This window comes from Streptomyces sp. NPDC050704 (assembly GCF_040654355.1).
GTDB lineage: Bacteria > Actinomycetota > Actinomycetes > Streptomycetales > Streptomycetaceae > Streptomyces.
The window spans coordinates 1-12,923 of sequence record NZ_JBFAHW010000015.1 but is presented as its reverse complement, the minus strand read 5'-3'; the positions used below and the strand labels follow the sequence as shown (position 1 = coordinate 12,923).

Annotated in this window: 8 protein-coding genes; 4 read left to right on the top strand and 4 right to left on the bottom strand. The window is 72.6% G+C overall.

Annotation, left to right across the window (positions count from 1 at the left end):
• Positions 1–61 precede the first annotated feature (61 nt).
• Both AB0I18_RS11075 and AB0I18_RS11070 read right to left on the bottom strand, forming a co-directional pair.
• Complete coding sequence (locus tag AB0I18_RS11075) at positions 62–673, bottom strand: Uma2 family endonuclease (RefSeq protein ID WP_363105123.1); 612 nt, start codon at positions 671–673, stop codon at positions 62–64.
• Positions 674–906: 233 nt separating this feature from the next.
• Positions 907–5,235 carry a hypothetical protein gene (locus AB0I18_RS11070; protein ID WP_363105122.1) on the bottom strand — a complete coding sequence of 1,443 codons (4,329 nt, stop codon included), beginning with the start codon at positions 5,233–5,235 and terminating at the stop codon, positions 907–909.
• Between the two features lie 279 nt (positions 5,236–5,514).
• Between AB0I18_RS11070 and AB0I18_RS11065 the strand changes: the two genes are divergently transcribed.
• The 4 genes from AB0I18_RS11065 (at position 5,515) to AB0I18_RS11050 (ending at position 9,902) form a co-directional block, all read left to right on the top strand.
• A complete protein-coding gene (locus AB0I18_RS11065; protein WP_363105121.1) occupies positions 5,515–6,516 on the top strand; it encodes a hypothetical protein in 1,002 nt (333 codons plus the stop codon).
• Positions 6,517–6,906: 390 nt separating this feature from the next.
• Positions 6,907–7,701 carry an NPP1 family protein gene (locus AB0I18_RS11060; RefSeq protein ID WP_363105120.1) on the top strand — a complete coding sequence of 265 codons (795 nt, stop codon included), beginning with the start codon at positions 6,907–6,909 and terminating at the stop codon, positions 7,699–7,701.
• A 125-nt stretch (positions 7,702–7,826) separates the two neighbouring features.
• Positions 7,827–9,077 (top strand): amidohydrolase, encoded by a 1,251-nt coding sequence (locus tag AB0I18_RS11055; protein WP_363105119.1) that lies wholly within the window; start codon positions 7,827–7,829, stop codon positions 9,075–9,077.
• Between the two features lie 105 nt (positions 9,078–9,182).
• On the top strand, positions 9,183–9,902 hold the full coding sequence (locus AB0I18_RS11050) for a response regulator transcription factor (protein WP_363105118.1): 720 nt from the start codon (positions 9,183–9,185) through the stop codon (positions 9,900–9,902).
• Positions 9,903–10,044: 142 nt separating this feature from the next.
• Here the strand turns inward: AB0I18_RS11050 and AB0I18_RS11045 are convergent, their stop codons facing one another.
• Both AB0I18_RS11045 and AB0I18_RS11040 read right to left on the bottom strand, forming a co-directional pair.
• Positions 10,045–11,289 (bottom strand): hypothetical protein, encoded by a 1,245-nt coding sequence (locus tag AB0I18_RS11045; RefSeq protein ID WP_363105222.1) that lies wholly within the window; start codon positions 11,287–11,289, stop codon positions 10,045–10,047.
• A gap of 88 nt (positions 11,290–11,377) precedes the next feature.
• On the bottom strand, positions 11,378–12,613 hold the full coding sequence (locus AB0I18_RS11040; protein WP_363105221.1) for a PP2C family protein-serine/threonine phosphatase: 1,236 nt from the start codon (positions 12,611–12,613) through the stop codon (positions 11,378–11,380).
• Between the last annotated feature and the right edge of the window lie 310 nt (positions 12,614–12,923).

Here is a 12,923-nt window from a genome sequence, read left to right as displayed (position 1 = left end):
GCTCGCCAGTGCGGCGGCCGCGGGTCCTCGTTAGTGCGAGGCGAAGCCCGAGGCGTGACGTCTACTCCCCGTCGGATTCGGGCGAGAGCATCATGTCCTTGCGGGAGTAGAGCGGCAGCCCACTCGTGTCGAGTTTCCAGGTGCCCAGCTCGGTGGTGATCGCGAGCGGGGTCCCGTAGGGCTGCTTGTGGAGACGGTTGCCGTAGGCGGGGCGTCCCCCGCATGTGTCGATGCTCCACTGGTAGGTCCAGGTGCCGTCGCGGGGGTCGAGGATGAGGTAACGCTCTATGCCCATGGCTGGGTAGTCGCGGGTCTTGACCTCGTAGTCGTTGGCCGGGTTCGAGGGGGAGACGATCTCGATGGCGAGGAGGATCTCGTGCGGGTTCAGCGGATCGTCGGTCAGCATCGCCTCGCGCGCGGTGACGATGATGTCGGGAACCCGAAGCTTGCCGAGGGCGCCGTCGTCGGTATCGGTGGCCTCGAAGGTGAGGATACCCTCGGGGAGCTGAGGGTCGAGCTGGCGCGTGATGTCTTTGGCGGTGACCTGGTGACGCGGGCGCGGGCTCATCATCATGACGAAGACCCCGTCGCTGATCTCCGGGTACGCAAAGCCGCGTGGCGGCGTGAAGTGGTCGCGCAGCTCGCGCAGATGCCGGTAAATGGTCTGGGTCATGGCTGACTCCTTATTCCCCGTCACTTCACCCACGTTACCGCCGATCGGCTCCGCGAACGGCTGCAGCCGCTTCCCGGAGAAAACGACGACCCCGCGCAGAACCACCGGTCAGCCTGCGCGGAGGTACGTGCCCTGCCGTGCCGGGTCGCGTCCCAGGAACGCCACGAGACGGTCCACGGCCCGGCGCGCGCTCTCGTCCACGGGGACGATGTGGCCGAACGACACGCGAACGGTCAGGCGCCTCGCGCGGAGCCGCAGACCCGGCGGTACGGCACCTCCGGGACGTACGTCTGCCACTGGGCCCGGGTGAGGTCGGTGCGGGCGCGGGCGCAGACGCGGGTGACGGCGCGGGAGGGGTCGATGGCGTACCGCTGGAGCGGGACGTGGGCGCTGCCGGCGTAGAGGGTGCCGTTGTCGGGGCTGAAGGCGAGGGTGGTGATGTTCTCGCCGGGGGTGGTCAGGGGCGTGCCGAGGGGCTGCCTGGTGGCGGTGTCCCAGAGCTGGAGGGTGCCCGCGTCGCCGCCGACGGCCAGGGTGTGGCCGTCGGGGCTGAGCGCGAGGGCGCCGACGGCTTCCGGGGTGTCGCCTAGCGGGGCGGGGAAGACGTTCCGCAGGACGCCGGAGCGGTGCCGCAGGGCGCCGTCCCACAGGGCCACGCGGCCGGTCTGGTCGCCCGCCGCCAGGCGGGAGCCGTCGGGGGCGAAGGCGAGCGCGCCGATCTGTTCGCCCTGGACGAGGCCGTGCCCGGTGACCTCCCCGGCGGGCAGGCGGGCGGCGCGGTTGTCGCCGACGAGGCGGCGGCCGTCGGGGCTCACGGCCAGGTTGACGCTGGTCAGGCCGGTGAGGACGGTTGTCCGGCGGCCCGTACCGGTGTTCCATGCCTCGTCGCTCACCTCGCCGATGGCCGGGGTGCGGGCGGCGTACAGGGTGCGCCCGCCGGGGCCGAGGGCCACCGAGACCACCGCACCGGCGGACTCGGGTGTCGCCAGGTCCAGCACGGTGCGCCGGCGGTCGTGGACCAGATCCCAGACCGTGAACCGCTGGGGTGCCGCCTCCCGGCCGGGGGTCGAGACGCCGTAGGTGAGCGCGGTGCCGTCGGGGCTGAACGCGAGGAGGGGCGTCGTGTCCTGCGGGACGACCGGCTCGGCGGGGTCGCGGGAGACCGGCGCCGGCGGGGACGGCAGGGTGCGGAGCAGGTGCCCGTCGCGGGTGTCGCGCAGTTCGACGCGGTAGCGGTCGCCGGACCGTTCGGCGGTGGCGAGCGTTCGGCCGTCCGGGCTGAGCTGTACGGCGTCCAGTGGGCGCCCGCGCCACGGGGACGTGACGGCCGTCCCGAGGTCGAGGCAGTGGACACTGCCGCCTTCGAGGTAGCGCAGGATCGGCAGGCCGGGGTCCCAGCCGAGGCCGCTCTGCAGGTGCTGGCTGTTGAGGGGGTGGCGGAAGACCGGCGCTTCGGGTGACGAGAGCCGCCACACCTTGATCTCCTCGGTGCCGGCGGTCGCGAGGAAGGTGCCGTCCGCGCTGAAGGCGGCGTCCTCCGCGCCCGGCTCGTCGAGTTCGGCGACCTGGCTGCCGGAGGCGGTGTCCCAGACACGTACGCCGGACTCCGAGAGGGCGACGAGCCGGTCGCCGCCGAACACCAGGGCCGTCCGCTGCTCGTCGCCGCAGAGCCCGTGGGCCCGCTCCCACGAGCCGGGCACCGTGCGGTGCCGGCCGGTGTCCCAGAGCTGCGGCGCCCGGCCTGCGGGGCAGACGGCGACCAGCCGGCCGTCGGCGCTCACGGCCGGGTCGACCAGGCCGGCCGCCCGGGTCTCGAACAGCGCCCTGCCGTCCCTGACGGACCGCAGCAGCACCCGGTCGTCGTCGGCGCGGTCCGACAGATAGCTGCGGTCGTCGGCGCCGAGATCGAGGGTGGAGCCGAAGGGCAGCGGGCGCGGGTCGCCGGTCCACCGTCCGGTGGTCCTGTCCCACAGCCGGATGCCGTCGTCCAAGGCGACCGCGAGGACCCGGGCGTCCGGTCCCGCCGCCACGACGTCGCCGGCCGGCAGCCGTCCGGAGGCGGTGCGGCGGGCCTTGGTCACGTCCCAGGTCCGCCAGGTACGGCCCTCGACGCTGAGCAGCGTACGGCCGGAGTCGGCGAGGAAACGCTTCGGGCCGTCTCCCGGCGCCGGGTCGGTGAAGATGGCGTGCTCCGGCTGGGCGAGGGCGCCGAGCAGGGCCCGGCGGGCCTCGGGCAGCGGAGAGACGCGCCAGGAGGCGACGCCCAGCAGCATCGCGGTGTGCGGATCGGTCGTACGCAGGGCGTCGGCGACGTCGGCGACGCGGCGGGCCGCGGTGTCGGTGCGCTGCTGCTCGGTGTCCCGGCGCAGATGCCAGTCGGCCAGGCCGCCGACCAGCGCCACCGCCAGGAGGGCGGAGAACGCGGACAGCAGGACGCGGCCCCTGCGGGTGGCACGCGTGACGGCCCGGCGCTCCGCCGCGCGGGCGTCGAGCGCGGCGGTGAGGAACTCCCGCTCGGGCACGGTCAGTACGCACCCTGGGCCGTCCCCTCGGCTGTCCCGTCGGCCACCCTCTCGGCCGTCCCCTTGCCCGGCGCTCTCGCCCTCACTGCGGGCCCTGCCGCCGCTCTCGCCGCGGGCCTCACCGCCGCCCTCACTACGGGCCCTGCCGCCATTCTCGCCGCGGGCCTCACCGCGTCCCCAGCCGCCACCCTCGCCGCCGGCGTCACCGTCACCCTCATCGCGGCCCTCGCCGCCGGCCTGACCGCGACCCCAGCCGCCACCCTCACCACGGACCTCACCGCGGGTCTCGCCGAAGGCCTCATCGTCACCCTCATCGCGGCCCCAGCGACCACCCTCACCGCGGCCCTCACCGCCGGCCTCACCGCGACCCCAGCCGCCACCCTCACCACGGGCCTCACCACGGATCTCACCGCGGGTCTCGCCGAAGGCCTCATCGTCACCCTCATCGCGGCCCCAGCGACCACCCTCACCGCGGCCCTCACCGCCGGCCTCACCGCGACCCCAGCCGCCACCCTCACCACGGGCCTCGCCGCCGACCTCACCGTCACCCTCATCGCGGCCCCAGCCACTACCCTCGCCGCGGGCCTCGCCGAAGGCCTCGTCGTCGTCCGCGAACAGTTCCTCCGCGCGGGCCAGGCGGGCGCCGCGGTACAGGGCGCCGGGGTCTCGGTCGTGTTCCAGCCAGAGGCGGGTGGCGTCCGTCAGGTGACGGTGGTGGCGCAGCCGCTCCCGCTCCTCATCGATCCAGCGGCGCAGCCGCGGCCAGCAGGTGATCAGCGCCTCGTGGGCGAGCTCCACGCCCTGCTCGTCCACGGTCACCAGGCGTTCCCGGGCGAGCCGCTCGACCGCAACCGGCACCGAGGGGTCCTCCCACTCGTCCAGTTCGGCCCGGGTCAGTGGGCGCCGGGTGTCCGCGGTGCCCTGACCGGGCTCGATCAGCCGCAGCAGCAACTGCCTGGCCGTCCGCGACTGGGCCGGGGACAGCCGGCCGTACACCTCCTCGGCGGTCGCCGCGATCGCGCCGCGCACCCCGCCCGCCGCCTCGTACGCGGCCAGCGTCAGCAACCGGCTCCGGCGCCGTTTCCAAGTCTCCAGCAGGGCGTGCGAGAGCATCGGCAGCGCGCCGGGCTGGTCGAGGACCTCCTCGACGACCCGCGCGGTCAGCTCCCGTTCGACGAGCAGCCCGACCGCCTGCGCCGGTCCGACGACGGCGTCCCGCAGTTCGTCCGCCGTCATGGGCCCGGCCAGCAGCGCGGCGCCGCTCAGCGCCTCCGCGAGACCGCGGTGCTCGGCGCACCGGGCGTAGAAGTCCGCCCGCACGGCGATCACCACCCGCAGCCGGCTCTCCGGCTTCCGGGCGGTCAGCAGCAGGTCGATGAACCGGTCCCGCTCCCCGGCGTCCCGGCACAGCGTGAAGACCTCCTCGAACTGGTCCACCAGGACCCAGCTCTCCGGCTCCCCCTCCGCCGGGGCCAGCAGATGCCCGTACTGGTCGGCGGGCCGGGCGCCCGGGGTCAGTACCCGCAGCACCGGCGACCACCCCCGCTCCACGGCCGTCTCGCGGAGCCGGGGGATCAGCCCGGCCCGCAGCAACGACGACTTGCCGCTGCCGGACGCGCCGAACACCACGGCGAGGCGGTTCCCGCACAGCAGCTCCCGCAGCTCGTCCAGCAGCCGGTTCCGGCCGAAGAACAGCTCACGGTCGGCCGGCTCGAACCGCGCCAGACCCCGGTACGGCGGCGAGGCGTCCGCCGCCTCCGCACGTACGGCCCCCGCGGCCTCCGCGTCGGCTTCCTTCCACCGGGGCTCCCACTCCGCCGGATCGCCGCCGCACGCCCGCACATACCCCTGGACCACGGGCAGCGACGGAAGCCGCCGGCCGGCCGCCGCGTCGGACAACGTCGTCGCGGAGAAGCCCGCCGCCGCGGCCATCGTCCGGTACGACGGGCCGCCCGCGGCCTTGCGCAGCTCCCGCAGCTCATGGGCGAGGCGCTGCACGGGACCGGCCGCCGGGTCCACCGGTCTTTCGGGACGCCCCATGGGACCACCCACTTTCGTCCATGCCCACAGAGCGGATGAAAACGACGTTCAACGACGTTCGGGGCGATCAACCTACGTTTCGTACGGATGCGGGGTAAACACTTTCCGCCCCAGATGTGGCATTGATGACAGCCATGGAACGGGACGCCGAACAACCCGGTGGCGCCCCCGGGAATTGACCGACCTGACGAAAGGGACCTGCCGGTCAACCGTTCCGTTGCCAGCCTCGGTCGGGTCAAGCCGGATCCCGGCACACCGAGCAGCTGGAGAAGAGCGCCCATGCCCCACCCAGACCTCATGGCGGACCCCGAGCGGGGAGCCGCCGACCAGCCGTCGCCCGCGCCGCCCCGCGGAACCGGCCCGCCCCGCCACGACAGGCGCATGAACGCGTCGATCATGTCCACGCTCGTGCTGGCCCTGTTCGCCACGCTGCTCGGCCCGCTCGGCATGCTGTCGAGCGCCCAGGCCGCGGGCACGCCGTGCCCGGGAGGCTCCTCCTCGGGATCCGGCGGGCAGTGGTGCTCCAGCCTGCACAACGCGGACATCGATCCGCAGGACTCGTTCCCTCACGACCTGTACCGCGGGGACTCCCGCCCGCCGGACGATGTCTTCAGGAACGGCTTCACGGCACGGGGACACAACAACGACCTCGTCGCCCATGTCCACGGCGGAGACCGCCATGTGGACAGCAACTACATTTCGACGACCGGGACGCGGAGTGTGGCGGAGAACTTCGCGCGGAGAGGGGGGATGGAAAATCTGGCCGAGCTGGCGGCGCAGCCGCGTTGCTCCACGGGCCGGATGGCGGCCTACGCCTTCATCCCGGTGGTCGGTAACTTCCTGCTGTCACGCTGCCAGACAGGGCAGATAGTCGCCCACGCCTACGTCTACGTGATCGACCCGACATGGGCGAGGAACGCGCTGAAAGTCGTCGATCAGCTCCAGCGGGAACGTCCGGACATGGCCAGCAGATATCGCTGGCAGGACGAATGGGCCTACGTCCGCCACATCCCGAACTACGCGATCGTCGGCGTCCGCGCCTACCGGATGACGCAGGCCACGATCAACGGGCGCGTCAACCCTCTCAGGCCGCCCACGTTCACCTTCGAGCGTTTCATGGCCAATTCCCGCCACGTCCAGGCCCGGGTCTCGTACGACCCGGCCCGCGACCCGGCCGCTCACTGGGGCTTCAACACGGACCTGATCGTGTCGACCGCCGCGAACCCGTACACCCGGGGTTGCAGCAAGATCACCCGGTGCGACCGGGGCGGCGGCGGCTGAGGCAACGCCTGAGCGCGACTGAACTGACGGGACCGAGTCGAGAGGGCCCCCGGCGCACCAGCGCCGGGGGCCCTCTTCGGTCATGGCCGGCACCCGGCCCGGCCGAGATCCGGCCACCGGCCACCGGCCACCGGCCGGCAATGGTCACTCCTGTCGCCCCGATCCAGACGTGAACCACCAGACCTCAACCAACGGAAGATGTGGTGCTGACGTCGGCTTCGTGACGTCCCGCCGGACAATTCCAGCGGGCGGTTCACCGAAGCCTCCCGGTATTGATTGCCCTGATGAAAGGGGGTGCCGGTCAATTTTCCGGTTGCCAGTCTCGGTCTCGCCACGCCGCATTCCGGCGCGGAACACCCCTCACGGACCGAGCGACTGGAGAGCACCCGCATGTTCAAGGCAGTGCAGAACAGAAAGAAGTCCCGCCTCGGCAAGGCCTCGCTCGTCGCGGTCAGCGCCACCGCACTGATCGTCGGCCTGGCGGGCAGCGCGTCCGCCGACAACCTGAACCCGCTGAGAGAGAAGGCCAGCACTTTCCAGCTGAAGTACCGGCCGTACTTCGACTACGACGAGGACGGCTGTTACCCGGCGGCCGCCGTCGACTCGACCGGGTTCCGCAACCGTGGTCTCAACCCGACCGGAACCCTGGGCGGCGGCTGCAAGAGCAACCACCTCGGCCGCGCCAACACGTACGCGCAGTCCGTGTGCAAGAACGGCTGGTGCGCGTACGTCTACGCCCTCTACTTCGAGAAGGACCAGTCCGGGGCCGCCTCCGGGCACCGCCACGACTGGGAGAGCGTCGTGGTCTTCCAGAAGCAGGGCGAGGAGAGACCCCGTTACCTGGCCGCCTCCCGCCACGGCAACTACAGCACCCACCCGATCAACGAGGTGCCGATGGACGGCAACCACGTCAAGATCGTCTACCACAAGGACGGTGGCGCCGCGTGGGACACACACGCCTTCCGCTTCGCGAAGTGGGGCGAGACACCGGAGGCCTATGACGACGGGGGCTGGGACCGCCCGGCCCTGGTCACCATGGAGACCATGGACAAGGCGCCGCGCGACCAGATGTGGAACTCCAACAAGAAGGACAGCAACTACTGGGGCTCCGCCAACTTCCCGCTGACCAACAACCTCTACAGCAACATCAACGGAGCCCGGCCCTCCGCGGTCCCCGCGTTCTGACCCGACGCACGACTCCGGCACACGGCTCCGACGTACGGCTCGGACGCACGGCCGGCACAAGCCGCCACCGGCGGGACTCTCCCCCTCCCGCCGGTGGCTCTGCCGTACGGACATACCCTGACCCCGTGACCTCCCCCACCGCACGCCTCGCGCTGGACCTCACCGCCGACCTCCCGCTCCCGGCCCTCGAAGACCTCTACCGGGACCTGCACCGCCACCCGGAGCTGTCGTCCCGGGAGCACCGGACGGCCGGCATGTTCGCCGAGCGGCTGCGGGCCGCCGGGTACGAGACGGCGGACGGCATCGGCGGCACCGGAGTCGTCGGCGTACTGCGCAACGGCGACGGCCCCACCGTCCTGCTGCGCGCCGACATGGACGCGCTGCCGGTCGCCGAGGAGACGGGACTGCCGTACGCCTCCGGGACGCCCGGCGTGATGCACGCCTGCGGCCACGACCTGCACGTCACCTGGCTGGCCGGCGCGGCCGACGCGCTCGCCGACGGCCGCGACACCTGGAACGGCACACTGCTCGTCCTCGGCCAGCCCGCCGAGGAGACCGGCGAGGGCGCGGCGCGGATGGTGGCGGACGGCCTGTACGAGCGGTTCCCGCGCCCCGACGTCCTGCTCGCCCAGCACGCGGCACCCGGCCCGGCCGGTCTGTACGCCCACTCGCCCGGCCTGATCATGTCGGCCTCGACGGACGTCGACATCGTCGTGCACGGGGTGGGCGGGCACGGCTCGCGGCCCGAGGCGACCGTCGACCCGGTGGTGACGGCCGCGTACATCGTCACCCGGCTCCAGACGGTCGTCTCGCGCGAGATCGCGGCCCGCGAGTCCGCCGTACTGACCGTCGGGCGGATCGAGGCGGGCACCCGGCACAACATCATCCCGTCCGAGGCGCACATCGCCCTCAACATCCGTACGCAGTCCGCCGAGGTGCGGGAGCGGATGCTCGCCGCGATCCGGCGGATCGCCGCGGGCGAGTGCGCGGCGGCGGGCTGCCCGCGCGAGCCCACCGTGACGGTCGGCGACAGCTTCCCGGTGACCGTGAACGACGTCGACACCGACCGCCGGATCGCCGCCGTGCACGGCGAGGTCTTCGGCGCCGGTACGGTGCTCGACTTCGGCCCTGTCATGGGCAGCGAGGACTTCTCGGCCCTCGCCGACGGCGGACTTCCGTACGCGTACTGGTTCGTGACGAGCACACCCGCCGACGTGTGGGACGCGGCCGGAGCCGGCGCCGGCGGCGACCTGATGCAGCAGCTCGCCGCCGTCCCCAGCAACCACAGCCCGCACTTCGCGCCCGACCTGGGAACGGTCGGGCCGGGTGTACGGACGCTGGTGTCGGGGGCGCTGGAGATGCTGTCGCCGCGATGAGCTCGCTGTTACCCACTACCTGCCGGTACGTGTGACGATGTGCGACCACTGAGGTTGAGACCTCAATGACCAACCCCCACGGTCGGCACAGCAAAGGAACAGGACATGACCTCCCCTGTCTCCACGGCCTCTCTTTCCCCCACGACCCCGCCCGCCCATCTCCTCGTCGTGGACGACGAGGAGGGCATCCGCGCCCTGCTCACCATGGCGATGGAGTTCCTCGGCTTCCGAGTGACCGGTGCGGCCACCGGACGCGAGGCGCTGGAAACCCTCACCCGCTACAGCCCCGATCTCGTACTGCTCGACGTCAACCTCCCCGGCCTCGACGGTTTCGAGGTCTGCCGGACACTGCGCCTGCGGGGGCACACCATGCCGGTGCTGTTCCTCACCTGCCGCGACGAGGTCGACGACCGGGTACGCGGACTCGACCTGGGCGGCGACGACTTCGTCACCAAGCCCTTCGAGCTCAAGGAGGTCGCGGCCCGCGTCCGGGCCCTCCTGCGGCGTACCGCCGTCCGCCCGGCCGAGCGGCGCAGCCTGCAGGCCGGCGACGTACGGCTGGACGCCGACACCCACCAGGTGTGGGCCGCCGGGCAGCCCATAAGCCTCACCACCACCGAATTCGCCCTGCTGCGCTACCTGATGGAGAACCCCGGCCGGGTGCTGACCCGCGCCCAGATACAGGAGCGCGTCTGGAACCACCGCGTCGAGGGCGCCGGCAGCGTCGACACGTACGTCTACTACCTGCGCCGAAAACTGGGCGGACGCGGGCAGGAGCTCATACGGACCGTGCGCGGGGCGGGCTACCTGCTGTGCGCGGACTGAGCTCCGGCGGGGTCTACCCGCATAGGGATTTCTGAGGGAACTCTGATCTTGTACCGAGCGGTTTTTGATCTTCGCGCGCTTTACTGCCGACAGGAAGTGGGCTCCCCGGCCACTTCCTGCGGCGAGGGAAGGCTCAACCTCGTCACACCTGCGTCTGAAGCCGGCTGAGGTTCCGCTGGACATCGTCCAGCGCCCCCTGCCGACGACCCGGAACGCGCAGCCGCAGGTCGGCCAGCGCGGGCCCGAGCTCACGGGCCCGCGCCGAGTCGTCGATACGGCCCCACTGGTGGTGGGCCCGGTCCACGGCCGCCTCCACACCGGGCGCGTCAGCCGCCTGCCCCGCCGCGAGCCGCGCATCGGCCACCGCCAGCCAGGTCCGGCAGCTCCGCGCGGCGTCCCCCGCGAACATCGCCAGGTCGGCCCGCACCTCCATCCAGTGCACGACCTCGTCGGCCCCGGGCCCGTACGCCCGCAGCGCCGCCTGCTCCCACCGCTCGGCCAGCTCGGCGGCCTCGGCGTGCCGGCCATGTTGGACGGCGGCGGTGATGGCGGCGTGCGGGTCGGTGACGTTCTCCGGTGAACTGGCTGTGGTGGGGGGTGAGTTGACGGGCGGGTTGGCGGGCGTGTTGGCGGGCGCGGTGGGTACGGGAGGTGTGGCCGGTGCGGGTGCTGGTGCGGGTGTCGTCCCTGCGAACGCCGGCGCGAACGTCGGTCCGGTGGGCCACTGTTGGGCCTGGGCCTGGGCGCCGGTGGCCGGTGTCAGGACGAGGTCCGGCTGTCCAGGCCGGGAGCCGTCACCGGTGGACCGGGCGAGCGCCTGCTCGTGGAGCTGCGGCAGCGGCGGGCGGTGGCCGCTGCGCAGGATCGTCGCGACGGCCCTCATGTACGTGGGCGTCGCCACCGCGCGGCGCGGCGGAGGCGGGGCCACCCGGCCGTACAGCTCGGCCCCCGGACCCGCGGCGAGCGGCTGCGTCGCCAGGTGCTGCCAGGTCTCCGCGTCGGTGTGCAGGTCGACTATCAGCGTCGTACTGCCCGGGGAGCGCAGCCGGAGTTCCTCGCGGATCCAGTGCCAGGGGAAGCCGGTGTAGCGGACGGTGGAGGGGGTCGTACGGGCCAGCGCGAGGTGCGGAAGCCGCTGGCGGCGGTCGAGTTGGAGCTGGCCGGTGAGGAAGACCGTGAGCGGTCCCGGGGCCGTCGCGGCGGCGCGCAGCCGGGTCAGGACGGCCTGCGGTTCCAGTGGGTCGGCGAGTTCGACGACGTTCGCGGTGTCCGTGCCGGAGAGCACCGAGGGTGCCACCGCCGCGAGTACGGGGAGCACCGAAGCGGCGTCCACCAGACACCCCTTGCCCACCGGCGAAGCCGCGAGCAGCAGCACGGTTCCAGGCATCGCCGCCGTCTCCTCCCGTTCGATCACCACGGCAGCACCGTAACCGGTGCGGGTGCAAAGGGGGACCTCGGGCCGGGGGGACGGGAGTTCACTGTGGTGAGGGGTGTGTGGGCTGCGCGCGGTGGGTGGGGTGTACGGGGCGTGTGAGGCGTACGGCGAAGATCGTGGTGTCGTCGGCGAGGTGGCCGCCGCAGTGGCGGAGGGTGCCGTCGCGGACGAGCTCGACGAGGAGGCGGGGGTCCGTGAAGCCGGGGTCGGTGGCGATGGCCAGGGCCACGCGTTCGTGCAGCGGGAAGAAGACTCCGTCGCCGTCGCGCGCCTCGGTCACGCCGTCGGTGACGAGGAGGAGGGTCTCGTCGGGGGTGAGGGGGACGCGGTGGACGGGTGGGATACCCGTCGTGTTCGTCTCGGCCGTCGTGTTCGTTGTGGTCGTTGTGGTCGTCGCGAGTGCGCCGAGGCCGAGTGGAAGGCCGGCTCCGGGTGGCAGGAGGCGTACGCCGTCCGGGCCCGCCACCAGCGGGGGTTCGTGGCCGAAGTTGACGACGTCGACATGGCCGCCGGGGGAGCCCGGGGGAGGGAAGGCGACGAGGACGGCGGTGGCGAAGCGCTCCATGCCGCGGGCCGGGTCGCCGCCCAGGGCCTCGCCCAGGTCGGCGAGGTACTGCCGGTGGCGGCCCATCCGTACCTCCAGGCGTTCCGCGACGACGGAGAGGGACGCCTCGTGGTACGCGGACTCGCGGAACGTGCCGAGCAGGGCGGCGGCCGTCTCGACCGCGGGGAGGCCCTTGCCCTGGACGTCCCCGAGGAGGACGCGGGTGCCGTGCGGGCCGGGCTGGATGTCGTAGAAGTCGCCGCCGACGCGGGCCTCGCTGTCGGCGGCGAGGTACACGGCCGCGTGGTCGAGGCCGGCCCACGGCGTGGGAAGCGGGCGCAGCACGGTGCGGCGGGTGGTCTCGGCGATGTCCCGCATGTGCAGCATGCGCAGGTCGCCGCGGACGCGTACGGCGCAGGCCAGCGTGGCCAGTACGCCGCCCACGGCGACGAGGATGAAGTCGGGGATGCCGGTCTGGTACTGGTGCGGCCAGGAGGCGTCCACCTCGACGTACGTGATGAGGGCGAGGCCGGCGAACACGGCCGTTCCGCGTACTCCGCAGATCGCTGCGGCGATGCCGGGGACGAGCACGATCCAGGAGATGATCCGGAACTCGCCGGAGGTGTTGCGGTCGACCACTGTGATGCCGAGGAGGAGGAGTAGCGGGGGTATCCAGGCGACGCTGCGGCCGCGGACGCGGAGGCGGTACGGGGTGTCGGCGTGCCGTCGCATGCCGACGTCGCCGTTGACCGGGCCCTCCGGGTCCGCGCCGCTCATCTTGTCGACTCCTGTGGCACGTCGGCGCCGTTCGAATGTGCTCAGGGAAGCATGGGCTTGGCTTTGGCGCACGCCGGTGCCTCCGGCGGTTGGGCGGTTGTTTGTCTGCGGGTGCGTTGTGGCTGGTCGCGCCCACGCGGCGGAGCCGCACAATGTCACAGCCTCGCGCCCCTGGGGTGGTGTGTGGGTGGGCGGTGCCGCGACGGGGTGTCCGATCGCCGCTCTGGGATATTCGGTCATGGCATGTTGCCGCGGCGATCGGACA

Bases quoted from the DNA above. Each gene is read 5' to 3' on its own strand.
- AB0I18_RS11075 (WP_363105123.1), bottom strand. From the start codon at position 673: ATGACCCAGACCATTTACCGGCATCTGCGCGAGCTGCGCGACCACTTC.
- AB0I18_RS11070 (WP_363105122.1), bottom strand. From the start codon at position 5,235: ATGGGGCGTCCCGAAAGACCGGTGGACCCGGCGGCCGGTCCCGTGCAG.
- AB0I18_RS11065 (WP_363105121.1), top strand. From the start codon at position 5,515: ATGCCCCACCCAGACCTCATGGCGGACCCCGAGCGGGGAGCCGCCGAC.
- AB0I18_RS11060 (WP_363105120.1), top strand. From the start codon at position 6,907: ATGTTCAAGGCAGTGCAGAACAGAAAGAAGTCCCGCCTCGGCAAGGCC.
- AB0I18_RS11050 (WP_363105118.1), top strand. From the start codon at position 9,183: ATGACCTCCCCTGTCTCCACGGCCTCTCTTTCCCCCACGACCCCGCCC.
- AB0I18_RS11045 (WP_363105222.1), bottom strand. From the start codon at position 11,289: ATGCCTGGAACCGTGCTGCTGCTCGCGGCTTCGCCGGTGGGCAAGGGG.
- AB0I18_RS11040 (WP_363105221.1), bottom strand. From the start codon at position 12,613: ATGCGACGGCACGCCGACACCCCGTACCGCCTCCGCGTCCGCGGCCGC.